Source organism: Paenibacillus sp. RC334 (genome assembly GCF_030034735.1).
GTDB classification, from domain to species: domain Bacteria; phylum Bacillota; class Bacilli; order Paenibacillales; family Paenibacillaceae; genus Paenibacillus; species Paenibacillus terrae_A.
The window spans coordinates 3,035,379-3,059,910 of record NZ_CP125370.1 but is presented as its reverse complement, the minus strand read 5'-3'; the positions used below and the strand labels follow the sequence as shown (position 1 = coordinate 3,059,910).

The following is a 24,532-nucleotide window of genomic DNA, read 5'->3' as shown; positions in this document are numbered from 1 at the left end:
CAGTTTGGCGGATGTTCTTCATCTTTAAGGCTTAGGAAGCTTGCATCCTTGGGAAAAAGGAGGAGACGTTAATGCATTTGTTTATGGACGATTATCGGCCTTGTCCTCCGGGCTTTAAGCTGGCAAGGGATGCGGAGGAGTGTTTGTTATTGCTTCATGAATACCCGATTTCGGTGTTATCGCTGGATTATGATTTGGGGCCGGGTCAGCCAACGGGGAAAGATGTGGCTGCTGCCATTGCAGGGAAGCAGTTGTATCCGCGTGAAATTTATTTGCATTCCTCTAGTGCGGAGGGCCGACGAGCCATGTATGAGCTGCTGTATGCCAATAAGCCGGAAGGAGTCACCGTGCATAACGGGCCGATGCCGGAGGAACGCATGCGCGAGATCCAAAAAGAGTCGGAACGATGAAGGAGTTGGGACAAAAGGAGGTGCGTCGCGCCATATGGGAGGGATGCAAGCTGGCATTGTTTGTGTACACTCCCATGTGTGGAACCTGCGCGGCTGCCCGGCGGATGCTGGAAGTGGCAGAGCATTTGCTCCCCGAAGGAGTCGTGGTGCAAAGCAACATTAACTATATTCAAGAACTGGTACAGGAGCACCGGATTTCCAGTGTTCCTGCGCTTCTTTTATATAACGGTGAGAACGGAAGTCCTGAAATCATCTACAAAATGGAATCTGTGGAACACTTGCTGAGCAGGATAAGGAGCGTGGTGGAATGATATCTATGAAGAACATCACATTGCAGCGGGAAGATAGACGAATATTAGACGATGTGAATCTTGAAATACGGGAAAATGAGCACTGGGTCATCCTGGGGCGTAACGGCTCTGGTAAAACAACATTGCTGGAAATGATGACCGGGTATATGTTTCCGAGTCGTGGAATGGTCAAAGTGCTTGGGCAAACATATGGTCAATGTGACATACGGGAAGTACGCAAGCAGATTGGATATATCAGCCAGACGTTAATGGAAAAATTGGCTTTAAAAGATCCGGTATGGGAAGTAGTTGCTACTGGAGCGTATGCTTTTTTACGTTTTTATCAGGAGATTCCGACAGAGACAAAGGAAAAAGCCGTATCTCTGCTGGAGGGGATGAATTTAGGTGCGCTGATGAATCATCCGTTGGGTACTTTATCTCAGGGGGAACGCAAAAAGGTAATGCTCGCTCGTTCGTTGATGGCGGAGCCTCGTTTGCTGATTATGGATGAGCCTTGCGCCGGGCTGGATCTATTTGAGCGGGAAAAAATGCTGGTTGAAATTGATCGGCTTCGCAAGCGGGATTTGTCAGTGGTCTATGTAACCCACCATATTGAGGAGATAGTTCCCCTCTTTACCCATGTGGCACTTATCCGTGATGGCAAGGTGGCAGCAGCCGGACCGAAAAAAGAGGTTTTAACGAAAGAATTGATTATGCATACCTATGAAGTTCCAGTTGAGCTGGATTGGGATGGCGAACGTCCCTGGATTCGGGTGTGCACTGGAGGGTAACGTTATTTTGGAGGAAATATATATGAGTACAGATGAACAGGGTGGAACCGCTTTGTCATCATCAAGATTTGTTTGCACGGCTAACCATGGGTTTGCACCTTATGCCCAGGAAGAGCTTAGAAGAATGTTTGGCTCGGTGAAAAGCACAATACTTTTACCTGGTGAAATTTTTCTGGCTACATTACCTGCGGATGCAAGTGAGGCTGTGGGAACGATTACGGGTCAGCCGCCAATGTTTTTGCGTCACTTATTTCCTGTGCATTTTCAGGAGGAAGGAACGAACTTGGCTCAGGTGCTGGAACGTTTGGTTTCTTTTATCCGTAACCGCCGAGAACTGATAGATCAGCGCGTTTCTTTGCAGGTGCGCAAAGGAGCTGACAGTAGTTGGGCTGAAAGCGCAGGTGCGCTCAAGCAGGCTTTAAGTGAGCAATTAAGTGATCTTCCTATGGAGCTTACAGTGCAGGGAGCAGAGGTTATTGTGTCCGTTTTTGCGGATACGGATACATGGTATGCAGGTGTGTCGCATCCTCAGGATAATCTATCGGATTGGAGCGGAGGCGCAGTTCGTTTTCAAAAAGAGGACGGGCAAATCTCTCGTGCTAAATTCAAGCTGCTGGAAGCAGAAGCGACGTTTGGCATTGATTTTAGCGCTTTTCATCAAGGACTGGATATCGGGGCGGCGCCGGGGGGTGGACTTCCTTTTTGCTGGAGCGTGGACTCAAAGTAACGGCGGTTGATCCGGCAAAGATGGAGCCTTCGTTGATGAAGTATGCCAATCTGACTTTTTTGCGTAAAAATGCGAGTGAGGTCAAATTCAAAGAAAATACATTTGATCTGCTGGTCTGTGATATGAGTTGGAGTCCAAAGCAGATGGCAAGGCTTGTCACTGATTTGCTGTATAGTTTACGCAGTGGAGGTACTGCCATCGTAACGGTCAAGCTAATGCATAAAAAGCCTCTGGCGCTTATTCATGATGTGATCGCTTCGTTCGAGCAGTCCGGCATGCAGATCCAGCGGGCCAAGCAGCTATTCCATAACCGGGATGAGATTACATTGTATATGATCAAGTATGGAAAATAATGCTTTACAATCGGTATAGGTGTGCTATATAATAAACCCAAATTGTTCCTTAAAAATATAATAACCACGTTTAAATAAAGGGAAAGCATCCCGCGAACATCGTTTTCATGGTGACATGAAGATTGTGTTTTTGCGGTAGGCTTTCCCTTTTTTTGTGTTGTTTGCTTATAGAAAGGAGGCAAGAGAGATGAAAAAACAATCGCATTTGGAATACGGTTCGGTTGTGGGTGAGCGTTACCGGATTGTCCGCACGTTGGGTACGGGAGGGATGAGTAGCGTGTTTATGGCAGAGGATCTGAAGCTGCCAGGTAAGCAATGGGCTGTGAAGGAGTCCGTTGCCGACCCGCAAATGATGAAGCTTGTACGCGCGGAGGCTGAGATGCTGATTTCGCTGAGCCACCCACGATTACCAGGAATTGTTGACTTCTTCGAGCATCCGCCATCTGGGGCGGTATATCTGGTTATGGACTATATTGAAGGAATTACGCTGGAAGCTTATATGAAGGGTTACCAAGGCCATATTCCGCAGGAGCAAATTGTTCCATTAGCTTTGCAGTTGCTGGATGTGCTGGATTACTTGCACACTCGCCAGTCCCCTGTCATCTACCGGGATCTGAAACCAACGAATATTATGCTGACACCGGAAATGGAATTTAAGCTGATTGATTTTGGCATAGCGCGGAGCTATAAGGCTGAGATGAATCAGGATACGGTAAAGCTGGGCACAGTGGGCTTCGCAGCCCCGGAGCAATATGGAGCAGGCCAAACGGATGCCCGCTCAGACTTGTACAGTTTGGGAGCGTTGTTGTTGTATCTCTGTACAGGTGGCAAATTTAGCGAGTGGACGGCCGGAGTAGAAGGATATATTCGTGGAGAATTACCTCGTCATTTGATCCCGGTGATTCGTAAGCTGCTGCGTCATCATCCAGGGGAGCGATTTCAGTCTGCCGGAGAGGTGATTGGGGAGCTTCGACGCAGTGCAGATTTTCAGTCTGCTCAACAAGGAGTGTCCGTTGGCGATGCTTCTATCGAATATGGAGGTACAAGGGTTGTAGCTGTGCTGGGCGTGTCTTCTGGTTCCGGTGCAACGCACACAGCGATTGCGGTGAGCCACTATCTGGCACGAAGGTCCCGTTCAGTGGCTTTGGTCGAACTGCATAGTACAGCCAAAGCATTTGCCCGGCTTCAAGAAGTGGTAGACGGAGTACCCGTTGGGCGAGCGAGTTCAAGTCGGCGCTTTGAGGTAGATGGAGTACATTATTGGCGACAAACATCCCGTGCGGATGTCATTGCGTTACTGGGTGGCTCTTACCAATTTATCGTGCTTGATTTGGGGAGTGGGCAGGACAATGAGCGGCTGGAAGAATTTTTGAGAGCGGATTACCCGCTAGTGGTCGGTTCTGGAGCCGAGTGGAGAATTCAGGATATAGTCGGGCTGTCCCGCTCACTTCAGCGCCACCCACAGCATAAATGGAATTACTGCTTGCCGCTGGCAGCATCGGAGGCTGTGCGCAGGCTACGTAAGGAATTAGATCACGATCAAGTATTTGCTTTACCGTTCCATTCCGATCCATTTGAGCAGGAAGAAGAGATGGATCAGGTGCTGGATGAGATGTTTCGTGGAGCCATTCCCGATACCCGAAAGAAACGCTTCGGATTCCTCAAACGCAGTCACCGCTAGATAAAAGGTTTATATCAAAAAGGCAGGGGAGAAGTTGTGTGTCCAAACTAAGAAAAAGCAGTAAGCAAAAGCTTTACGCCGGTTATATTGGTGCGGGTATTGTTGGCGTTGTCTTCGCGAGCTACCTTATAATTAACACCCATCAATTAAATGATGTCAGGAAACAGGCCGAAGCAGAGGCAGCACAAAAATGGAAAGGTTATGAGCAAGAACAACGAACCGCGAAAAAGGGGTGGGTTGTTGTTCGTGACATTTCTCCGGGTGAACAGATTACACCTAGTGATCTGAAGGGAATCACGGTTCCTGGCTCTCAGGCTCCAGCCAATTTGGTTGCGGGTAAGAATGAAGCTTCCGGCGCCACGGCTAAAATTGAACTGAAAAAAGGGTCCGTACTTACATCAGCTATGATTACCGCCGATGAACCCACTCCTAAAGACCTGCGTAACCGGGAGCTGAAGGTGGTGGTCCTCCCAAATAGCCTGAAAGCAGGAGACGAAGTGGATATCCGCATTCAATTTCCAACGGGTCAGGATTATATTTTGCTATCCAAAAAGCGAATTTCCAAACTGGAAGGTCCGATCATCTGGGTTACTTTGAATGAGCAGGAGATATTATCGCTTTCGAGCGGAATTGTTGATGCCTATCTGCATAAAGCATCTATCTATGCATTAACGTATGTCGATCCGCAGTTCCAGCCGAAGGCGATCCCGACCTATCCACCCAATTTGAAGGTGTTAGAGTTAATGAACAGTGATTCTAATTTGATCCGCGTTGCTGAACAAAAGCTGTCCAAGCAGTTGCGTGGTTCTCTTGAAAATGCACTTAGTGCGTCAAACAATGTTATATCGACACCTATAGAAAGGAGCCTGAGTGAGGAAGTTGCGGCACAGCATGCGGGAGCGAATTCAGGTGGAGCTTTTAATGAGAACACAGGTACAGGGGACGGATATGAAAATGGACAGGATGCCAAAGAACAATCAGACATCTTGACGCAGAGCGGAAGCTCTGATCCATATGGTAAATAAATCAAAGAAAAGGGACAAACGTATGAAAACTTGGATATTTGCCGGGCTATGTGATAAAAGCGATACCTTGTTATACATCAGCAGTATATTGGCAGCATCCGGTCAACAGGTATTAATTGTGGATGCAACGCTGCGAGGACAGTATCGATACAGCATAGGGATGCTCGACAAACCACTTCCCATTGTGCAGTTTGGCGATTTTGATGTCGCCACGGGTTTTACATCTTGGGATGATCTGCATATCGCTATGATGGCTGATCGGAAAGCAGGTTTGACTTATGACATTGTTATTCTGGATGTAGAGTCACCTGATTTCTGCCCCGTATCTGTTTGGCAAGAGGCAGAACAGCGGGTTTGGGTCAGTGACTATAGCCGGATGCTAATGGACAACGGACAGGTGTGGCTTGAGCATTTGTTTAGTCAACCTGAATTTCCGAAGAATCTTGTATTTCACAAGTTATTTATACAGGCTGTAGATTGTGGCGTGGAGGAGCCGTATTTGTGGGAATACATGAACCGCTTTCCGGCCTCTTGGCAGCAGGAGCCGTATATACTGCCATGGGATGAAGGGCATCTTGCCCTGAAACTGGAAAATGAGCACAAACAACAGCTCAAGCTTAAGCCATTGTCCAGAGTGTACAAGAAAGAGCTGAGTCGTTGTATTGGAGAATTAATGGGTTGGGAACCCAAAGAGAGCCGTCGTGCGTTAAAGCATGCGGAGAGGAGGAAAGCATGAGTACCATTTTGTTTTGGAGTCCGGTTAAGGGAGCAAGTGGAAGCAGTTCCATGGCGGCTGCCATAGCCGTCACCATAGGTAATCTTTATAGAGGACGACTGCTGCTGACCCATTTGGGGCGCAGACATACCGGTATAGAGTCGGGATTTCCTATACAAGAACATCGTATGGACGATCCAAGCTTACGGCTTCAGGAGGGAGGTTGGGATGCTCTTGCACGATTAGCTCTGCGAGGGACATTGTCCAGAGAAAATATTCGTAATTATACGACGCCTGTACTGGAGCAGACTCTCGATGTGCTTGAGGGAACCTCAAGCATTGGAGCCGCTCCGCCCCTGTTATCCTCTGCTCTTGTAAGAGCAGTGATGGATACGGCGGATCAATATTATGATTTGACGCTGGTTGATGCAGGGAGTGGAGCAGGATGGGGAGCTGTACAGCATGAAGCATGTGTGCGATCCAAGCTGGCGGTTCTTTCGCTAACTCAAAATATGAGGGAGCTGGATGCCTACTTTGAATCTGTGTCTCCATTATCTACTTACTCGGAATTGCCGCTATTGATCGTGCTTGGGAAATATGATGTGCATTCTCAAGCAAATGTGACGAATATTCGCAGGAGGTATGGCTACAAGGGTGCACTCCATACTGTTCCTTATAGCACCGAATTTATGGATGCGTGGAACCGCAGAGACGTGATAGGTCATGTGCAGCGGGATGTACGAAGCGGGAAAGAGAAGGACCGTAAGCTTTTTATGCCAGTGGGATGGGCACAGAGCATACGGCAGATTAGCAAGGCTATTCTGGAGGCGGCAGAGTCCGATCTTCGGCTCAAGGCTTTGGAGAGGGGCGCTTAAATGCTGTCCCCTCAAATGATCAACGGGCTAATTCTTACATGCATCATTCTGTTGTGTATCATACTGGTTATCGTTAAATACCGAGGGAGCCTTCGCTTGCGGTATTCAACTATTCGAGTAGCTCCAGAGAGTGAAGATGTCACATTGGAGACGCTGATGGAGTATATCAAAAATGCGCTGCATGAGCTAAGTCATAGCCAGATGGCGGATGCTGGATTACATGAAGAGGAATACAGGCGACGTATCCATCAAAGGGCCGAACTGCGCAGGGCGTTAAAGGACTGTGCCAATGGCAGTAGTGGAGACAAACGTTTTGTTAAAAATTTGATGGCTGAGCTGCTGATTAACGGTTACGGCTTGAACGAAAAGATCGTCGATAGTGTTATGCCATTCTCCAGACCGGAGCTGTTTAGCGTACAGGATCAATTCGAAATTGTATTTTACCAATATCAGCAAAAGTTTGGTGTTGATGCTCTTTCACGCTTACTCGATACTTATGATTTGGCGGAAATGAGATATTCGCAGCAAGGTGAAGAGGATGGAAGCTATCATATTACAGCGGAGGATATTCGCTATATCTATTACTGTGAGCATCGCCCTCTCTCCTTTCTGGAGAAGGTAGATATTATTGTACAGCGGATTTATCAGCAATATAAAGGCTTTTCCGTCATTGATGATATTCGTGACCAGCGGATCGACGGTGTCAGTGGGGGCGTTAGCGGTGTACCGGAAGGCGGAATGCCTGTATCGGCGGAGTGGCCTTCTGATCACTATACATCCGAACAAACATTTGAACCGATAGCAAATGGCTATGAGAGCGTGTGGATTTTTTATAAAGGCAAGACCATTCACCTTTCGTTCCTTTCCTTCGGTTCAGAGCGGGAGCTTAAAAGGGTGTGCCAAAATATTTACAAATACAACTACCCCGGACAGCTTTCCGAAGCAAATGGGTATAAGGTGAACGAAATGAAGGATGGGTCACGGGTTGTTGTGGTACGACCTCCTTTTTCAGAATCGTGGGCTTTCTTTGTTCGTAAATTTGATATTCAAAGCGCATCGCTTGAGCAATTAATTAAGGGAGAAAATGCTGAGTTTCCGATACAGTTACTTTCTTATTTAATGAAAGGCAGCCGGATCACAGCAATCACCGGAGCGCAAGGTTCAGGTAAAACGACGCTTCTGATGGCGATGGTCAAGCATATTTACGCTTCGTATACGCTTCGTGTGCAGGAAATGGCCTTTGAACTGCATCTGCGTAGCATTTACAGCCGCCGTAACATTCTGACCTTTCGGGAAACGGATCATATTTCAGGGCAACAAGGGCTCGATTTGCAGAAAAAGACAGATGGAACCGTCAATATCCTTGGTGAAGTAGCGAGTGACGAAGTAGCCGCATGGATGATTCAAATGTCGCAGGTTGCCAGTCTGTTCACCATTTTTACCCATCATGCCAAAACCTTTCGCGATCTTGTGTTCTCTCTTCGTAATTCACTGCTTAAAACAGGAGTGTTTCAGCATGAAGGTATTGCTGAGGAACAGGTCGTTCATGTCATTAACTTTGATGTGCATCTCAAGCGTGATGCTGAGGGACGGCGATATATTGAACGGATTACGGAATGTGTGCCGCACGATTCCGATCATATAGATTCAGGCTCCAACTCTGCGTCGAGTTATAGCTATCGTCATGTTATGGAATATCGGAATGGGAGATACATCGCGATGGAGCCCCTGACTGTCAAAAGCACAGAAGAAATGTGTGAACAGATGAACGTCAAGGATGCCGGAGATTTTCACAGATTCCTGACTCGCTATTGGGAGGAAGCCTATGAGTCTTAAAGTAATGTTACTGTGGGTTTTGCTCATTTCGGGTGGATGCTTTGCGCTCCTCTATGTGGCTTTGTGGTGGCTGCGTAAGCGCAATGGTCATGCAATCCGCGGAGGGCGAATTCATTCTGTGCGAGTGGGACGGAAGGGAAAAGCAGTGCTGCAACGGCAAATGCAATCTGGAATGCACAAGTTGTATACACTAGGCATGAGATTCCCTGTTACATCCGGGTATATCACGAGTGTACGCAAGCGATTATCCGGTTTGCACGCTTACGATGAATATAAGCTTCGCCTTGAGACGATGAAAATGACGCTGTTCATCTGGGTGGCTTTTGCTTGTAGCGGCGTTGTGTTGCTTATGATGAAACCGGGGCTAGAGTTTGCCGTACTGGCTCTGTTATGCGGAGTGGTGATTAACAGTCTCATTTTGGATATGGCGATTAGCCGGATGGAAAAAAGACTGCTTGCACAGATGATCGAATTGTTCGCCAATGTACGCCATCATTATCATCAGCACGGCATGGTGGAAGAGGCAATATCCGAGGCGGCCGATTTGGCAGGGGCTGAGGCTGGAAGGCATGCGCGACTTATTCATGAGGCGCTGACGGACGCTGATCCGCACGAAGCGCTGGAAAGATACTATGAGTCCGCTCCTAATCGGTTTTTAAAAGCATTTGCCGGTATTTCATATATGGTAATGGAGTTTGGTGACCGGATTGAAGAGGGAGGCTCCATTTATTTAAAGGGACTTGGCAGTCTTGCGCGCGAAATCCAACTGGAACTGCTGCGGAGAAATAAACTGGACTACCTGCTCAAAAGTTTAAATGTGATCGCACTTGCACCTGTTTTTTTTACAATGCCAATCGAAAGATGGGCAAGGTCCAGCTTTCCATCTATGGATGAGTTTTATCAGGGGAAATGGGGCTTTATCACAAAATTGTCCGTCTATATTGTAATTATTGTATCTTACTTCCTGCTACAAAAGCTGCAACAGACTGACGAGACTGGATATCGTGCGGGCAAAGGACGGCGGGTCTGGGAGCAAAAGCTGTACCGTTTGCCCATTATTCGTAATGTGGTGGATGCTTTAATTCCGCAGCAGCATATGCCCTCTTATTTCCAACTGACCCGGCTGCTAAAGGAAAGCGGTGCAGAGGTCAAGCTGGAGTGGCTGTACATACGCAGAATCACTCTTTTTATCGCAGGCTTGGTGCTCAGCATTAGTACGGTATTTATATTACATGAAGCTGAGAAAACACATATTCTTCACGCTCCGGTTCAATCGGGCCAAATGTTTGGACGTTTGAGTCCGGTGGAGGAAAAAGAAGCTTTAAAGCAGAGTGAGATTGACCGCAAAATGATGCATGCGCTAAATATGAGGGCGGACAGCACCTATGAGCAGACGTACGCAGCGCTGGAGCACGTTTATGGTGGCAGAAAAACTCCGGAGCAGCTTTCAGAAAATACGCGTCGTATTCTGCAAAAGCTGGGAGCGTGGAACGCGGAATACATCAAGTGGTGGGAAGTGCTGATTAGTTTGGTTGCCGGGTATGTAGCCTATCAGATGCCTATGCTCTTGTTGTATTTGCAGCGAAAAATGCGGCGCTTGGATATGAGGCATGAGGTTTACCAGTTTCAGACGGTCATTTCAATTTTGCGAGCCATGGAACGAATGTCTGTTGAGGAAATATTGGAATGGCTGAACCGATTTTCGGTTATTTTCAAAAGACCTTTACAAAAATGCTTGCTTCATTATGAGCACGGGCCTGAGGCAGCACTTGACTTGTTGAAAGAAGAAGCGCCACTCCCCGAATTTCAACGCTTGGTGGACAAGCTGCATCTGTCTTTGGGCAAAATTACGATTCGCGAGGCCTTCGACGATTTGGATTCCCATATGTCTTACTATTTTGAACAAAGAAAACAGGAGTATGAAAAAAATTATAGACAGCAAGGCCATCTGGGGAAGGATGATCGGTTTTGCTCCGATGTACGGTCTTATCTTTTTATATTTGGTCATCCCTTTGATCGGTATGAGCTTTGTCCAAATGGATAGCTATTACGAGCAAATACAAAAAATTCAGTAAGTAGTTCTATTTCGACTATTACGATATCACAGCTAAGGAGAGAAAAATAATGAATAACGCATCAACAGCCTTAAAAGTAGCTGCTGGCATATTTTTGACCATTGCACTGATCACAATTGTAGTTATTTTGTTTATTTCGGCACAGGAGGCAACCAAAACGGCACAAAACAATTTTGCCGATATCCAGACCGAGTTGTCTCAAGCCTCTTTTACGGTATATGACGGTACAACGATCAGTGGGTCCCAAGTGACCAATGCGCTGCGGAAGTTTCAAGGTAAGGACCAATTCGGAATTCAGATTAAAACCGGAAAAAACATGACGGGTCAGTGGTATGGTAATGCTCTGAACATTAGCCCAGACAGTGAACAGTATGGAGCGGTGAATGGTGGAAGTGATAAGACAGGAAAAATAACGAATACACTGAATGAGAAAGAAAACGAATACGTAAATCCAAGTGGTAAATTCAAGGCGGAAATCGTCAAGGATAAATCGAATGTTGTACGCGGGCTATTGTTCACCCAATCCTAAGCACCACAGTAAGGATATCAATTGTAAGGGAGATGGGTAGCATGTCTGATCACGCTTCAAGTATGCTGCGGCTTGGTGTGTCAGTTACGCTGTTTATAACCGCATGTGCAGCGGCAGCAGAGTTGTCCAGTCAGATGGGCACTACACTGAAATTAAGATCGCAGCAGGAGGAACATTCCGAGGGGCGTATCAATCGTACTTTAGAGGTGAGTATGCCAGAACGGGTCAAAGGAACTCAAGTTATGCAGGCAATTCGTATGAACTTGCAGGAAGGCATTCCTGTTCAAGTCGATGGTACAGTGTACGATATGTATTCTGAACGGTTCGAGCCCGATGTATCAGCCCTCGATGCTTCCTCTTTATATTCCATGCATCCACAGCGTGATCAGTATGGAGATATACAATCCATACGTTTTGAGAAATTGGGGGAGGACTGAAGTGGTTCAATCTATATCCAAGCTGTTGGGGGCACTGCTCGCTGTATTGCTCTTGTACATAGTGCCCGCAGCTCAAGCCGCTGAACGACAGGACGATATATCCGGGTTAAATACGTATCATTCAACAGTACGTTTTGTTGATATGGTGAGAACCAAGGGATATATTACACCGACGATGTATAACGATTTTATGCGTGAGCTAGAGCTGACGGGTAATACGTATGAGGTTGAATTGGAGCATATGCACAAAAAATATGTACCGGACTATGCAGATGCGGCGAGGCCGGATAGCTTTCTCGGCTACTATTCCTCCGTATATGACGGTTACTATAACCCGCAAATCTTGCCTGTACTGTTTCCAGACAATCAGCAGCCAAAGTCAGATCAAACACGTCGGTATACCATAATGTCAGGAGATTATTTTACAGTGCGGGTGCACAATACGAATCGCACTCCTGCGGACTTGTACAAATCATGGCTTCTTGGTGGGGCAGATAGCGGCAAACCGGCGGTTACAGCTTCTTACGGGGGCATGGTTCTGAATGAAGATTACTGATTTTGCAATTATATTTATCCTGCTGTTTTTGCCCTTTGGCGTAGTTAGTGACCTGCGGGTGCAGAATCAGCGCGAAGTACAGCAATTGGAAATGAAATATACCTCGGCCCTCCGTACCGCAGTTCAGGATGCAGGTGTCGTGCTTTCACAGAATGAGCGTCAGGAACGAGAGGCTGGGTATGGATCGGACAAGTTTTTTCGTGTAGATAAAGAAGAAGCGCTGCACACGTTCCTGCATACCCTTTTTCTTAATATGGGAATTGATGGGGATACAGTGGCACAACGCGCATTATTGGATTATATGCCTGCACTTATGATTCTGGACTATGACGGCTATTATGTGTTCGCTTCCGTAACTTACACAGATAAGCATGGACAAGCTGTCCAAGGACCCAAATGGAGTGAAAAAAAAACCTTATGCCTACGTTGATTCAGCAGGTAACAGTGTAGGGTTTACTTTGGATAATTATGTACATGCCTATGATGCGAGGAATCACAGGTGGATAGAGGGCTTTCAGAAGGAGCTTCAGGGACAGACAACGATCTCGTTGCTTAATGACCCGGAAGCTTTTGAGCAAGTACGACGTTCCACTATTGTCCACAGCATTCAGGAGGATCTGGGCCGACTCATTAATCTCCATAACGAAAAGGCAGCACATAATGGTATATCCTATACATTCACGCTACCGCTTATCTCACAAGAGGAATGGTATAACACGGTAGATGATGTGGGGCTGATGGCGTTTATCCAGGGAATTCCGGTTGGAGATAGGTACTATAATAACTATGGGTTTGGTGGCGGAAGAGTCGTGAGGAAGCAAGCCATGATCGGCGGCGTAGAGCCGGATACCGGAATGAAATATTTTTACAGAGATTCTTGTCCAGCTCCATTTAAAGCGACAGAGCGTTTTACGGATGAAAAATCTGCGGCGGCCGCAGGGTATTTTGAATATAAATGTTATAATGAATATAAATAAATCTTTAAACAATCTTTAAATAAATCACTCCTACGAGTGGTTTTTCTTTTTTTATAAGCAGACAATATCAAAATCCTTCAAATTCACCCATTTTCAATATTCCGATAAGGCTACTGGATGTGCTACAATAAGGCTTTGAAAGAAATGCATATGAAATAAGAACAGTCGGCATTGCCGATGACAATAAGGAGCCAAAAACAGCTTATGAGTTTATTGACTGTAGAAAATGTATCCCATAACTTTGGGGACCGCGCATTGTTTAAAAATGTATCCTTCCGATTGCTTGGAGGGGAACGTGTAGGTTTGGTGGGAGCCAATGGTGTTGGTAAATCGACACTGATGAACATCCTGACCGGAAAATTGCTTAAGGATGAAGGCAAAGTGGAATGGACTCCACGTGTACGTTATGGGTATTTGGATCAGCACACCAAGCTGACACCTGGTAAAACGGTGCGGGATGTACTGAAGGACGCCTTTCTCCCATTGTTGGAATTGGAAAAGGAAATGATGCAGATCACTGACAAGATGGGGGAAGCTTCTCCTGAAGAACTGGAAGTGCTGCTGGAACAGATGGGTGAAATTCAGGAACAACTGGATATGGGGGATTTTTATCTCATCGATGTGAAGGTTGAAGAAATGGCGAATGGATTGGGCCTTTCCGCAATAGGACTGGAGCGGGATGTTTCCGCACTTAGCGGTGGACAACGGACGAAGGTCCTACTTGCCAAGCTGCTATTGGAAAAGCCGAATGTGTTGCTACTGGATGAGCCTACCAACTATTTGGATGTAGAGCATATTGAATGGCTTACACGTTATCTGAAGGATTATCCATATGCGTTTATTCTTATTTCTCATGATACTGAGTTTATGAATCAGGTCGTTAATGTCATCTATCATCTTGAATTTGCCAAGCTGACCCGTTATTCAGCCAACTATGAAAAGTTCCTTGAAATGGCAGACCTGAACAAAAGCCAGCATATTGAAGCTTATGAGAAGCAGCAGGATTTTATTAAGAAACAGGAAGATTTCATTCAACGCAATAAGGCGCGCGCCTCTACGTCAGGTCGAGCGAAGAGTCGTGAGAAGCAGCTTGATCGAATCGAGCGCATCGATAAACCGGAAGAAGCGGCTAAACCAACATTCCAATTTAAAGAAGCACGTGCGAGTGGGAAAACGGTGTTTGAGGGTATTGATTTTGAAATTGGCTACACCCATGCCCTGTTGCCTAAAATGTCCATGACGATTGAACGCGGCGATAAAATTGCGATTGTGGGCTACAATGGTGTCGGTAAATCGACATTGCTCAAAACCATTCTGGGAAAAATTCCGCCGATCAGCGGCAAGACCTATCAAGGGGATTTCTTGCAGCCAGCTTATTTTGAGCAAGAGGTACGAGCAGAGAAAGTTACACCGATTGAGGATGTGTGGAATGAATTCCCGCACTTGAACCAGCATGAAGTACGGGCGCATTTGGCGCGTTGCGGTTTGAAAAATGAGCATATCACCCGTCCGCTATCCGCGCTCAGTGGTGGTGAGCAGGCCAAAGTCCGCCTATGCAAACTGCTAATGCGGGAAAGCAATTGGGTGCTTTTCGATGAGCCTACCAATCACTTGGACATCAAAGCAAAGGATGAGTTGAAACGTGCCTTGAAGGAATACAAAGGAACGGTGCTGCTCGTATCTCACGAACCGGACTTTTATGAGGATTGGGTAACCAAAACGTGGAATGTGGAAGAATGGACAAGTAAAGTCAACTAAATATCCAGTTCTGTACCAAGCTTCACAAGAAGCAGGGTTTGCAGGATTAGGAAATTATGCTAAGCTATCTTTAGCTGATACAATAAAATAGTTACACTAGGGGAGCCGCCCATGCGGCTGAGACGGAATAAACGGATTTCGGACCCTTTGCACCTGATCTGGGTTATGCCAGCGTAGGGAAGTGAGCGCCGTACAAACGAGGTAACGAATTTATTACTTTGTTTGTATGTGGGACGATATACGTATACGGATATAATGATCCGTTTGGTTATTGGACGTACGTTAAACCACTTCCTTCGGGAAGTGGTTTTTTTGCGTTTTCGTTCTTGTTCATATATTCGTATTCATATACCGTACCCCTTCATTTTTTTGCTGGTAAACGTGGTTAGTCCATAACGTATAGCACGATATGAGACTGTAAAGATACAGGGTCAGCTTACAACCATTTAGTCCATTGTGAGGTGAGAATAAGATCGAATTGCACGTAATTACGATGGAAGGCGATTTTAGTGCACATGCACATACTGCCCAAGTGGCTGCAGCTATTCATCCGTATGTTCATTATGTACACGTGCGCTTGAAGCAGAAGGGCGCATCTGAATTGCTTGCTTTAACCCGCAGTATGGTGAATCGAGGAGTTCCTTTACAGCAAATTGCAGTAAATGACCGGGTGGATGTTGCTTTGCTTACCTCCGTTGGAGCTATCCAGCTACCGGCTAACGGATTACCTGTTGCAGCTGTCAAAAGCTTACTTTCAGAGGATATGCGCTGTGGGGTGTCGGTGCATTCCTTGGAGGAGGCACAGGCTGCCGAACGGGCAGGAGCGCATTATGTACTCTATGGCCATGTGTATGAGACTCACTGCAAGCCTGGTGTTACTCCGCGAGGTATAGCACAGCTTGAGCGCATATGCAGGCTGCTGAACATTCCTGTGATTGCTCTAGGCGGCATACAACCACGCCATATTCACGAGCTGTATACTGCGGGTGCAAGCGGAATTGCGGTGATGTCCGGCATCTGGGAGGCTGAGTCCCCCGTTGCGGCTGCGATGGCGTACAAGCGAATGGTGGATCGGGTAGTGCACAGCATGTAGTGGTGAAATGAAAGTAGGAGATCGCTGCAAGCAGAATCGTTAGTGGAGAGGAGAGATGGAACATATGCCAGAGATAAAAACAGAGGTACAAGCTATTGGACACGCTGAATGCTTGGTGATTGGTGGAGGTGTCATCGGTAGTTCCATTGCTTATCATGTGGCCAAGGAGGGTCGCAGTACGATATTGGTGGAACGATTCATTCCGGGCGGGGGAGCCTCAGGGGCTGCGGTTGGGATGCTGGCAGCAGAGAGTGAAGAATTCACCGACCCTGAATTGGCACAGTTCGCTCGCACAAGCCGGGATGCATTTCCCGAGCTGGTTCGTGACCTAGAGCGTTTGTCTGGTGTTTCGGTGGAATTCCGTACAGAAGGATTTGTGACTCCCTTCCGTTCGGAAGCAGAGGGGCAAAAACGCTGGAATGCGGCTATTGCGCAAGAGGTTGATCATCCTGTGTGGTGGGATGCCAGAGAATTGGCTCGCCGAATTCCAGGTTTGGATGGTCAAGTGATCGGGGCTATATACCGATCAAAGGAGACACAGATTTCTCCTGCCCAGCTTTGTCGTGCTTATACGGGGGCAGCTGTCGTACTGGGAGCAACAATATGCTCTGGTACACAGGCGGAGCAACTTGTAGTACAGCATGGGCGAGTTTGCGGCGTACAAACAGACAGTGGCTTTTTTTCCTGTGATCAGGTCATTATTGCTGGAGGCTTGGATAGTATGAGACTGCTGGAGCAGGTCGGTTTTGAATATCCGCTTTATCCGGTCAAGGGTGAGGCTGTTTCAGTCTCCTTGAAGGAACATCCGTTGGAATATACCCTTTACGCCGATGATATTTACTTAGTGCCCAAGCGGAACAACGAGCTTTGGATTGGAGCGACGAGTCTGCCGCATCAGTTTGACAAAGAGGTGAGCATTGGAAGCCTGGAGGGGCTGCTGGCCCGTGCTTCTGCCTGGTTGCCTCGCGTCCGTGAAGCTTCTTTTATATGCACTTGGGCGGGCTTGCGTCCGCAGGCAGTGGCGGGGCGTCCTTGTATTGGGCCTGTTCCCGGCGTAGAAGGAGTATATGCCGCGGTCGGGCATTACCGGAACGGTGTGTTGCTGAGTGAAGCTACCGGGCGTGCGATAGCAGCTCTGTTAAAAGGGGCTAGTGTGGCTGAGCTTGGAATAAGCGGCTTTTCTCCTGAACGTATAAAGGAGGCGAGCGAATGAAGCTGACGATTAACGGTCAGAACATGACCTTTTCCAATCGGATCATTCATGTGGATCAACTGCTGAAAGAGCTGGATTTGAAAGTGAAAACTGTAGTGGTGGAGCTGAATCATCATATATTGACTCGTGAAGATCATGATGAAGCGGTACTGAAGGATGGAGACAGCTTGGAAATTGTACATTTTGTGGGAGGCGGTTAATCATGTTAACGATTGGTAAAGCATCTTTTACGTCAAGGCTGTTATTGGGTACAGGAAAATTCCCTGATCTGGATATTCAATCCAAAGCTGTGGAAGCTGCGGAGACCGAAATATTAACATTTGCCGTGCGAAGATTAAATTTGGAGGAACGGGATAAGCAACATTTTCTGGATACACTGGATTTGAGTCGTTATGCGCTGCTTCCCAATACGGCAGGAGCGACAACGGCGGATGAGGCAGTGCGTATCGCTAAGCTGGCGAGAGCCTCAGGTCTGTGCGACATGATTAAGGTGGAGGTCATTGGGGATAGCAAGACATTGCTGCCTGATCCTTTTGAAACACTCAAGGCCAGTGAAAAACTGCTGGAGGAAGGTTTTATCGTGCTGCCCTACATATCGGATGATGTGATTCTAGCCAAAAGGCTGCAAAAGCTTGGCGTACATGCTGTTATGCCTGGAGCTTCACCCATTGGTACAGGACGCGGCCTGCTAAACCCATTCTCATTGGAACTCATTATTGAACAAGCGGAGGTTCCGGTTATCGTCGATGCCGGCATTCGCTCACCTGGAGATGCAGCAATGGCGATGCAACTGGGGGCAGATGCCGTGCTGTTGAATACAGCTGTATCAGGAGCTCAGGACCCTGTGAAAATGGCTGAGGCGATGAAACTGGCTGTTCGCGCGGGCAGATACGGCTTTGAGGCGGGCCTGATTCCTGTAAAACGTTATGCATCTGCAAGTAGCCCGACAGAAGGCTTGGTTCAGGCATGAAGGCGACTGAAAAAGCTGGTGTACAAGTACAACCAAGTGATCGCTATTCCAGACAGGAAAGATTCGCCCCTTTCGGGCCGGAAGGACAACGCCGACTAGCTTCGTCCCACGTACTGATCATAGGCGCTGGAGCGCTGGGTACCGGAATTGCGGAAACGCTCGTTCGCGGAGGCGTAGGCACTGTGACCATCGCAGACCGGGATTATGTGGAGTGGAGTAACTTGCAGCGCCAGCAGCTTTTTCAGGAGAGTGACGCCGCAGAGAGGTGTCCCAAAGCAGTAGCTGCCCAGCGAAGACTAAAGGAAATCAGTTCGGAAACGATCATACACGCACATGTACTGGATGTTGGAGTAGAGGAATTGGAGGAGCTGATTCAGGGAGTAGACCTCATTATGGATGCCACCGACAACTTTGATACCCGGCTACTTATGAACGATATGGCACAAAAGCATCGCATTCCCTGGATTTATGGGGGATGTGTTGGCAGCTATGGGGTAACGTATACTATTTTACCAGGGAAAACACCTTGTCTTCATTGTCTGCTTGGAGCTGTACCGTTCGGCGGTGAAACCTGTGATACCGTAGGGATCATTCCACAGGCGGTGCAGATGGTTACGGCCAACCAGACCACGGAAGCTTTCAAGCTACTCGGCGGATATCCTGATGATCTCAGGGGAAAGCTGCTTTCGTTTGATCTATGGCAAAATGAGTACGTAGCGATTACAGTGGACAGCGTCAAAAAAGCGAATTGCCCTTCTTGTGGCACTCATCCTACCTACCCGTATTTGTCGGCAGCCCATCGCCAGAAAACAGATGTGCTGTGCGGCAGGGATACCGTTCAAATCAGACCAGCAGAGCCGATACAGGTGAATCTTAAAGAAACAGCAGACAGGCTGGCTTCTTTGGAAGAGGGAACAGTGGAGCAAAATCCGTTTCTGGTTTCTTTTAGTGTAGGGACGCACCGTTTAGTTATTTTTGCAGATGGGAGAGTATTAATACACGGAACAAAAGACGTCACAGAAGCAAGGAAAATCTATCACCGCTATTTAGGCTAAACCGTAAAAGCAGGAAGTCTTCCTTCGTGGAATGATTTCACTGCTTTTTTGTTACAATATAATAAATAGGTTCGAATCGTTTGTATCAAATACGTCTGTATCCATATTGCAGTCCTATGTCCAAACACAGGTGGGTGAGAAGAATGAACCCGTTAATTTTACTCGTGGATGGGAATGAAGCATCTGCTACTACGTATACACGTCAGTTGGAGCAGGAAAGCTATCAGGTGGTTAACGCCCGCAATATAGCGGAGGGAAAGTCTTATTTAGACGATAATTCTGTGAATTTGCTGCTTCTGAATATGGATAATGAGCAGCCTGATACACAAGGCTTGATCCGTACCATGCAACAAAATGATCCCACTGTTCCAATATTCGTAATGACCTCATCAGATGATGAGAACCATATTGTTTCCTGTTTTGAGCAGGGAGCACACGATGTGATTGTCCAACCCTTTTCCCCTAGAGTGTTTCAAGCCAGAGTGGCTAATTTATTGCGGATTTTTGGTGCTGCACGTGTTGTGAAAAGGCCGATACAGGCGGGTGATTTACATATTGATAGTGGAAGCAGACTGGTAAACAGAGGCGGGCAGAAGCTGGAATTAACTCCGAAGGAATTTGATCTTTTGCTTCACCTGGCTATACATCTTAATCAGGTTTGCAGCAGGCAGCAAATTTTGAAGGATGTTTGGAAGCATGATTATATTGTAGATACGAACGTAGTGGACGTGTATATCAGGCATTTGAGAGTCAAGGTAGACAAAGGGCAAAGATTCAAAATGATTCGCACGCAACGAGGTATCGGCTATTCACTCAGAACACCCCCGGAAGCAGAGTAGTATAGTATTGGAAAATATAAAAAAGCCGAGACCCTGTGTCCCGGCTTGAATACGTTAATCAAATGAATGCTACAGCACGCGGCGTGCTTTGATGTATGTTCTTTTCCAGTTGCCGGAATTCAAATCGGAGAGTGTAACGCCCGGTTTACCGTATGTGTGTAAAATTTTACCTCCGCCTGCATAGACCGCTACATGTGTAATGTTGCGACCTGTGGCGCGACTACCGCTCGAAAAGAACACAAGGTCACCCTTTTTCAGATTGGACTTGGATACGGCATGTCCAACATTCGATTGTGCAACAGAGGTGCGAGGCAAGTCAACGCCGTATTTCTGAAATATGTGCTTCATGAAGGAAGAGCAATCAAAATTGCGTGTAGTGCTTGTGGAAGCTCCAAATTTGTAAGGAGTCCCCATATAGTTTTCACCGTAGTTAATTATTTTTTGACCTACAGAAGTAGTAGCGGTGGCAGCTTGAGCCGTATTTGTTCCCTCTAATGCAAACGTTCCAAAGCCGATAGTAGCTGCCATTCCTGTGATAATTGCCTTTTTTATGATTTTATGCATGTTCATGTTGTAAGTACCTCCAGAAATTGATTTGTGCAATATTTTGCTGAGTTGCTAACTAACTTACAGCGTTGAGTATAACAGCTTTAAAGTCGCCTAATAGTTGGAAAAGCACGCTCAAATGCTTGAGGGACAAGGCTTACAAGCCAATTATTAAAAAACGATTAAAAATTACAATTTGTAAAAAATATCGAATCTCAAAAATCGGAATACATGATAAAAACTCTTGATTATCAAGGGTTTCAAACGAAAAAAGTTCTTTTTCAAAGGTTACAATAATGTAATAATTAATCTTTGCTTTGGATCACAAGCAGCAGTCCACTTTCGATGGAAATCGTTCCTTTTGGAGCGATCAGCTGGTTGCTGACACCGCGCGATTGTCCCATTTTAAGTGTGGCATTATGCAGTGGGTACATGAATCCATCCAGTTCTATACCGGTTACTTCGGCAGTCATAGGAATTAGCGATGTATATGTATAGCCCATAGGCTCAATCTCCAGCGTTGATCCAGTGAGTTCAATATAGTTATGGGCGTCCATAATGGCACAGCCTATATGATGTTGCATCGCACGTACCAATATTTGAACATTAGCCAGAGTATGATCCATCCGCGTACCCGTAACGCCAAGCATAAGCACATGCTCTGCCTGCTCATCCATGGCAATTTCCAGAGCAAGCTCTGTATCTGTCAGGTCCTTGAGTACCGGATCGCACGAAAGCATACGTTTACTTGCAGATTCAACCCGTGACTTTTCCTCAGGTGTTACTGAATCAAAGTCTCCTACAGATACGTGTGGCGTAATGCCGTGTTCGATCAGGAAAAGGGCGCCTTTATCTGCACCAATAATGAAATCCCCGGGTTGTATTTGTTGTAGCTCTTCCTCGCCAAGACGACCGCCGGAAAATACAATTGCGCGCTTCTTCGTCATATCCAACATCCTTTCTTCTGCCATACGTCTACATAGCTCATCAGCTTTTAAGTATAACGCGTTAAATATAGCTTGCACAATTTTGGAGGGCATAGCTACAATGGAACAGGAAAAAGGAATTGTAATGTGTAATTAGGAAGGAGAGCGAAATGATTAACGTTTTGTTTGTGTGTTTGGGTAATATTTGCCGTTCCCCTATGGGGGAGGCGGTACTGAGACATAAAGCGCAGGAACGGGGACTAGATGCGAAAATTCGGGTAGACTCGGCAGGAACAGGAGACTGGCATATCGGAAATCCCCCGCATGAGGGAACGCTAAAGCAACTCAAGCTGCACGGAATTAGTGAACAAGGTATACAGGCGCGACAGATGAAAGGCCATGATTTTGAAGCGTTTGATTATATCGTGTGTATGGATGATTCCAATGAGCGAAACATGCGCAAACTCGCGGGCGGAGCGGAGGCTGACATTTTAAAATTCATGGACCTGCTGCCACAAGAAAAGCTGAGAGAGGTGCCGGACCCGTATTTTACCGGAAATTTTGAAGAAACATACCGATTGATGGACGCGGGTTGCAATGCCTTGCTGGACAAAATCATAGAAGAAAAGCTATAATGTGAACGACAGAAGACGGCAAAAAATGCCGTTTTTCGTTACAATTTTGAAAGCGTATCCAACATGCGGAGAAAAAAGAGGAAAGAGCATAACGACCTAATCTGGTCAACAAATGCTCAATCCCCGGTAATCTCTGTAGCTTTGGAAAAGCTTCACTCAGGAGCGATCTAAAAAATACATTAGCGCGTCAGGCAGCTCATTTTGCCAAAAGCCCCATAAATGCTTGCCATCCTTTTCTCGATAGGAAACCTCGGCGTTCCGTTCGCGTAGCAAATCTGCGCATTGGCGGTTAAGTTCTACAAAATTGTAAATGCCGGTGTCGCTCTCAAACGCATCTTCTTGAAGACCAACCGTCATCCACACCCGCAGATGGGACAGATCACGCTCACGAGCGATAATTTCTTGTGAAGCTTCATAGTAAGCACCGGACAGGCTGATAATACGATTGAACAGTTGGGGATATAGCAAGGCTAAATGCAGAGACACACTGCCCCCTAGTGAATCTCCAGCCAGAATCCGGGACGATGCATCTCTTCTTATAGGATACTTCTGTTCCACATAGGGAATAATCTCTTCTGCAAAACAGGCGGTATACGCCTCAAAGCGATTGCCGAAGGGAGCATACTCCTGAGTTCTGATTTTCGTGTTGACTTCAACGCCGACGATGATGAAAGGCTCAACGCCTTCGTCCAGAATGAGACGGTTTGCCTGTGTTGCTATACGGCCAAAATTGAAAAATTCCTCTCCGTCCTGACAGTACACAACCGGATAGCTCAAAATTTCATTATAGCCGGGCGGTAAATAAATACGGAGTGTTCTGGTTTCGCCAAGAAAGCGGCTGTTTATTTCGTCTTTTAGGATGGTTCGTTTCAAATACCGGGAATCCGTCATTATTTGTCACCTTTCTGGGGTATAATTTTGCATTCGGGATCACAATAAGTTAAGATTACCCTGATTGCAATAGATGTTTAAAATTTCAATCATGTACTAAGCTGTTATAGTAAAAAGTGTTACCTGTTACACACACAAAAATGTGGCGAACTCAAAAAAAATAACTAAATCTTTGACGCAAGCGATATAACAGGTGTATAATAATCCTATAACAGCGGAACTTGATATTCAAATTTTTTTGTTGAGGTGAAGAAAATGAGCAAGGTTCCTTATGAAGTGTACACAGAGGAAGTTGAGGCTCTGTCCGTGCTTTCTCCGGATGGTGAAATTATCAATAAAGATAAATTGCCTGAACTTACAGATGATCAGTTGAAAGAAATTATGTATCGCATGGTATTTACACGTACTTGGGATGATCGTGCCGTTAACTTGGGTCGTCAAGGACGTCTCGGCTTCTACGCTCCGGTATCCGGACAAGAAGCAACAATGATTGGTAGTGAATATGCACTCCAAAAAGAAGACTTTATTGCCCCAGGCTACCGCGATATTCCGCAAATCGTTTGGCATGGCCTGCCATTATATCAAGCATTCCTGTATTCCCGTGGTCATCAACATGGTGGCCAAGTGCCGGACGGTGTTAATGTATTGATGCCGCAAATCATCATCGGCGCGCAAATTTTGCACGCTATGGGTATTGCAATGGGATACAAACTGAAAAAACAAAAACAAGTCGCCATTACATATACAGGTGACGGCGGTTCTTCCGAAGGTGACTTCTACGAAGGCCTGAACTATGCTGGTGTATATAAGCTGCCAGTTATTTTCTTTGTGCAAAACAATGGCTACGCAATCACAACTCCATTTGCGAAGCAAACGGCTGCTCTTTCGATCGCTCACAAAGCGATTGCTGCCGGTATCAAAGGCGTGAAAATCGACGGAATGGACGTACTCGCAGTTATCAAGGCTGTTCAAGAAGCTGCTGAACGCGGACGTAACGGCGAAGGCGCGACGTTGATCGAAGCTGTAACTTACCGTTTCCGTCCACATTCCCTGTCTGACGATGCAAGTAAGTATCGTTCGAAAGAAGAAGAAGGCGAATGGAATGCGAAAGATCCGATTGCCCGTTTTGCGAAATATCTTGAGAAAAAAGGTCTTTGGACTGAAGAAGATACAGCACGCGTAAAAGAAGAAGCTAAAGCGAAAGTGAACGAAGAGATCAAAAAAGCCGAGAAAACAGAAAAAATGACCATTTCTGGCCTGATCGACAGCATGTTCGAATCTACGCCTAAGCATCTGGAAGAACAAAAAGCTGATTTTAAATAATTGAGC

23 protein-coding genes, 3 pseudogenes and 1 riboswitch are annotated in these 24,532 nt (G+C 46.5%); of the genes and pseudogenes, 23 read left to right on the top strand and 3 right to left on the bottom strand.

The annotated features are described in order from the left end of the window. Positions 1-71 precede the first annotated feature (71 nt). The 21 genes and pseudogenes from QMK20_RS13960 (at position 72) to QMK20_RS13860 (ending at position 20,205) form a co-directional block, all read left to right on the top strand. Positions 72-410: a cyclic-phosphate processing receiver domain-containing protein gene (locus tag QMK20_RS13960; protein WP_283652106.1), complete on the top strand. Its 339-nt coding sequence runs from the start codon at positions 72-74 to the stop codon at positions 408-410. Next, positions 407-721, top strand: a complete 315-nt coding sequence (locus QMK20_RS13955) for a thioredoxin family protein (protein ID WP_283652105.1) — start codon at positions 407-409, stop codon at positions 719-721. The genes QMK20_RS13960 and QMK20_RS13955 overlap by 4 nt, the downstream gene beginning before the upstream one ends. Continuing rightward, positions 718-1,491 carry an ABC transporter ATP-binding protein gene (locus QMK20_RS13950; RefSeq protein ID WP_283652104.1) on the top strand — a complete coding sequence of 258 codons (774 nt, stop codon included), beginning with the start codon at positions 718-720 and terminating at the stop codon, positions 1,489-1,491. The genes QMK20_RS13955 and QMK20_RS13950 overlap by 4 nt, the downstream gene beginning before the upstream one ends. A gap of 22 nt (positions 1,492-1,513) precedes the next feature. Further along, positions 1,514-2,571 (top strand): annotated as a pseudogene (locus QMK20_RS13945) (23S rRNA (cytidine(2498)-2'-O)-methyltransferase RlmM). 187 nt (positions 2,572-2,758) lie between these two features. Continuing rightward, the gene (locus QMK20_RS13940; protein WP_283652103.1) at positions 2,759-4,252 is read left to right on the top strand and encodes a serine/threonine protein kinase; all 1,494 of its coding nucleotides are present in this window, start codon (positions 2,759-2,761) and stop codon (positions 4,250-4,252) included. A 38-nt stretch (positions 4,253-4,290) separates the two neighbouring features. Next, a complete protein-coding gene (locus QMK20_RS13935) occupies positions 4,291-5,277 on the top strand; it encodes an SAF domain-containing protein (RefSeq protein WP_283652102.1) in 987 nt (328 codons plus the stop codon). 22 nt (positions 5,278-5,299) lie between these two features. Then, positions 5,300-6,013 carry a hypothetical protein gene (locus QMK20_RS13930; RefSeq protein WP_283652101.1) on the top strand — a complete coding sequence of 238 codons (714 nt, stop codon included), beginning with the start codon at positions 5,300-5,302 and terminating at the stop codon, positions 6,011-6,013. Then, positions 6,010-6,867: a hypothetical protein gene (locus tag QMK20_RS13925; protein ID WP_283652100.1), complete on the top strand. Its 858-nt coding sequence runs from the start codon at positions 6,010-6,012 to the stop codon at positions 6,865-6,867. Before QMK20_RS13930 ends, QMK20_RS13925 begins: the two co-directional genes overlap by 4 nt. Beyond that, the gene (locus QMK20_RS13920; RefSeq protein WP_283652099.1) at positions 6,868-8,703 is read left to right on the top strand and encodes an ATPase, T2SS/T4P/T4SS family; all 1,836 of its coding nucleotides are present in this window, start codon (positions 6,868-6,870) and stop codon (positions 8,701-8,703) included. Further along, positions 8,693-10,778: pseudogene (locus tag QMK20_RS13915) on the top strand (hypothetical protein). The gene QMK20_RS13920 and the pseudogene QMK20_RS13915 overlap by 11 nt, the downstream one beginning before the upstream one ends. Positions 10,779-10,827: 49 nt before the next feature. After that, the gene (locus tag QMK20_RS13910; protein ID WP_014281476.1) at positions 10,828-11,307 is read left to right on the top strand and encodes a hypothetical protein; all 480 of its coding nucleotides are present in this window, start codon (positions 10,828-10,830) and stop codon (positions 11,305-11,307) included. A gap of 41 nt (positions 11,308-11,348) precedes the next feature. After that, complete coding sequence (locus tag QMK20_RS13905; RefSeq protein ID WP_283652097.1) at positions 11,349-11,744, top strand: hypothetical protein; 396 nt, start codon at positions 11,349-11,351, stop codon at positions 11,742-11,744. A 1-nt stretch (position 11,745) separates the two neighbouring features. After that, positions 11,746-12,300, top strand: coding sequence for a hypothetical protein (locus tag QMK20_RS13900; RefSeq protein WP_283652096.1), 555 nt, complete (start codon positions 11,746-11,748; stop codon positions 12,298-12,300). Further along, a pseudogene (locus QMK20_RS13895) lies at positions 12,287-13,277 on the top strand (hypothetical protein). Before QMK20_RS13900 ends, QMK20_RS13895 begins: the two are co-directional and overlap by 14 nt. 204 nt (positions 13,278-13,481) lie before the next feature. Continuing rightward, entirely contained in the window at positions 13,482-15,035 is a 1,554-nt protein-coding gene (locus tag QMK20_RS13890; protein ID WP_283652095.1) for an ABC-F family ATP-binding cassette domain-containing protein, read from the top strand. 88 nt (positions 15,036-15,123) lie between these two features. Then, positions 15,124-15,232: riboswitch (TPP riboswitch) on the top strand. A 281-nt stretch (positions 15,233-15,513) separates the two neighbouring features. Further along, positions 15,514-16,128, top strand: a complete 615-nt coding sequence (locus QMK20_RS13885) for a thiamine phosphate synthase (protein WP_283652094.1) — start codon at positions 15,514-15,516, stop codon at positions 16,126-16,128. Between the two features lie 64 nt (positions 16,129-16,192). Next, positions 16,193-17,341, top strand: a complete 1,149-nt coding sequence (gene thiO, locus QMK20_RS13880; RefSeq protein WP_283652093.1) for a glycine oxidase ThiO — start codon at positions 16,193-16,195, stop codon at positions 17,339-17,341. Continuing rightward, positions 17,338-17,541, top strand: coding sequence for a sulfur carrier protein ThiS (gene thiS / locus QMK20_RS13875; RefSeq protein ID WP_283652092.1), 204 nt, complete (start codon positions 17,338-17,340; stop codon positions 17,539-17,541). The genes thiO and thiS overlap by 4 nt, the downstream gene beginning before the upstream one ends. Positions 17,542-17,543: 2 nt before the next feature. Beyond that, complete coding sequence (locus QMK20_RS13870) at positions 17,544-18,311, top strand: thiazole synthase (RefSeq protein ID WP_283652091.1); 768 nt, start codon at positions 17,544-17,546, stop codon at positions 18,309-18,311. After that, positions 18,308-19,366, top strand: coding sequence for a ThiF family adenylyltransferase (locus QMK20_RS13865; protein WP_283652090.1), 1,059 nt, complete (start codon positions 18,308-18,310; stop codon positions 19,364-19,366). The genes QMK20_RS13870 and QMK20_RS13865 overlap by 4 nt, the downstream gene beginning before the upstream one ends. 143 nt (positions 19,367-19,509) lie before the next feature. Continuing rightward, the gene (locus tag QMK20_RS13860) at positions 19,510-20,205 is read left to right on the top strand and encodes a response regulator transcription factor (protein ID WP_283652089.1); all 696 of its coding nucleotides are present in this window, start codon (positions 19,510-19,512) and stop codon (positions 20,203-20,205) included. Between the two features lie 69 nt (positions 20,206-20,274). Here QMK20_RS13860 and QMK20_RS13855 read toward each other — a convergent pair whose 3' ends face one another. Next, positions 20,275-20,775 carry a C40 family peptidase gene (locus tag QMK20_RS13855; RefSeq protein WP_283652088.1) on the bottom strand — a complete coding sequence of 167 codons (501 nt, stop codon included), beginning with the start codon at positions 20,773-20,775 and terminating at the stop codon, positions 20,275-20,277. A gap of 281 nt (positions 20,776-21,056) precedes the next feature. Then, positions 21,057-21,698: a thiamine diphosphokinase gene (locus QMK20_RS13850; protein WP_283652087.1), complete on the bottom strand. Its 642-nt coding sequence runs from the start codon at positions 21,696-21,698 to the stop codon at positions 21,057-21,059. 149 nt (positions 21,699-21,847) lie between these two features. On the opposite strand from QMK20_RS13850, the gene QMK20_RS13845 reads away from it, so the two are divergent. Beyond that, a complete protein-coding gene (locus tag QMK20_RS13845; protein ID WP_283652086.1) occupies positions 21,848-22,312 on the top strand; it encodes a low molecular weight protein-tyrosine-phosphatase in 465 nt (154 codons plus the stop codon). A gap of 156 nt (positions 22,313-22,468) precedes the next feature. Here QMK20_RS13845 and QMK20_RS13840 read toward each other — a convergent pair whose 3' ends face one another. Further along, positions 22,469-23,203 carry an alpha/beta hydrolase gene (locus QMK20_RS13840; protein ID WP_283652085.1) on the bottom strand — a complete coding sequence of 245 codons (735 nt, stop codon included), beginning with the start codon at positions 23,201-23,203 and terminating at the stop codon, positions 22,469-22,471. 255 nt (positions 23,204-23,458) lie between these two features. Between QMK20_RS13840 and pdhA the strand changes: the two genes are divergently transcribed. After that, entirely contained in the window at positions 23,459-24,526 is a 1,068-nt protein-coding gene (gene pdhA, locus QMK20_RS13835; RefSeq protein ID WP_283652084.1) for a pyruvate dehydrogenase (acetyl-transferring) E1 component subunit alpha, read from the top strand. The last annotated feature ends 6 nt before the right edge of the window (positions 24,527-24,532 follow it).

Excerpts from the sequence above, each read along its gene's own strand:
- QMK20_RS13960 (WP_283652106.1), top strand. The coding sequence starts at position 72 with ATGCATTTGTTTATGGACGATTATCGGCCTTGTCCTCCGGGCTTTAAG.
- QMK20_RS13955 (WP_283652105.1), top strand. The coding sequence starts at position 407 with ATGAAGGAGTTGGGACAAAAGGAGGTGCGTCGCGCCATATGGGAGGGA.
- QMK20_RS13950 (WP_283652104.1), top strand. The coding sequence starts at position 718 with ATGATATCTATGAAGAACATCACATTGCAGCGGGAAGATAGACGAATA.
- QMK20_RS13940 (WP_283652103.1), top strand. The coding sequence starts at position 2,759 with ATGAAAAAACAATCGCATTTGGAATACGGTTCGGTTGTGGGTGAGCGT.
- QMK20_RS13930 (WP_283652101.1), top strand. The coding sequence starts at position 5,300 with ATGAAAACTTGGATATTTGCCGGGCTATGTGATAAAAGCGATACCTTG.
- QMK20_RS13925 (WP_283652100.1), top strand. The coding sequence starts at position 6,010 with ATGAGTACCATTTTGTTTTGGAGTCCGGTTAAGGGAGCAAGTGGAAGC.
- QMK20_RS13920 (WP_283652099.1), top strand. The coding sequence starts at position 6,868 with ATGCTGTCCCCTCAAATGATCAACGGGCTAATTCTTACATGCATCATT.
- QMK20_RS13910 (WP_014281476.1), top strand. The coding sequence starts at position 10,828 with ATGAATAACGCATCAACAGCCTTAAAAGTAGCTGCTGGCATATTTTTG.
- QMK20_RS13905 (WP_283652097.1), top strand. The coding sequence starts at position 11,349 with ATGTCTGATCACGCTTCAAGTATGCTGCGGCTTGGTGTGTCAGTTACG.
- QMK20_RS13890 (WP_283652095.1), top strand. The coding sequence starts at position 13,482 with ATGAGTTTATTGACTGTAGAAAATGTATCCCATAACTTTGGGGACCGC.
- thiO (WP_283652093.1), top strand. The coding sequence starts at position 16,193 with ATGCCAGAGATAAAAACAGAGGTACAAGCTATTGGACACGCTGAATGC.
- thiS (WP_283652092.1), top strand. The coding sequence starts at position 17,338 with ATGAAGCTGACGATTAACGGTCAGAACATGACCTTTTCCAATCGGATC.
- QMK20_RS13870 (WP_283652091.1), top strand. The coding sequence starts at position 17,544 with ATGTTAACGATTGGTAAAGCATCTTTTACGTCAAGGCTGTTATTGGGT.
- QMK20_RS13865 (WP_283652090.1), top strand. The coding sequence starts at position 18,308 with ATGAAGGCGACTGAAAAAGCTGGTGTACAAGTACAACCAAGTGATCGC.
- QMK20_RS13860 (WP_283652089.1), top strand. The coding sequence starts at position 19,510 with ATGAACCCGTTAATTTTACTCGTGGATGGGAATGAAGCATCTGCTACT.
- QMK20_RS13855 (WP_283652088.1), bottom strand. The coding sequence starts at position 20,775 with ATGAACATGCATAAAATCATAAAAAAGGCAATTATCACAGGAATGGCA.
- QMK20_RS13850 (WP_283652087.1), bottom strand. The coding sequence starts at position 21,698 with ATGACGAAGAAGCGCGCAATTGTATTTTCCGGCGGTCGTCTTGGCGAG.
- QMK20_RS13845 (WP_283652086.1), top strand. The coding sequence starts at position 21,848 with ATGATTAACGTTTTGTTTGTGTGTTTGGGTAATATTTGCCGTTCCCCT.
- QMK20_RS13840 (WP_283652085.1), bottom strand. The coding sequence starts at position 23,203 with ATGACGGATTCCCGGTATTTGAAACGAACCATCCTAAAAGACGAAATA.
- pdhA (WP_283652084.1), top strand. The coding sequence starts at position 23,459 with ATGAGCAAGGTTCCTTATGAAGTGTACACAGAGGAAGTTGAGGCTCTG.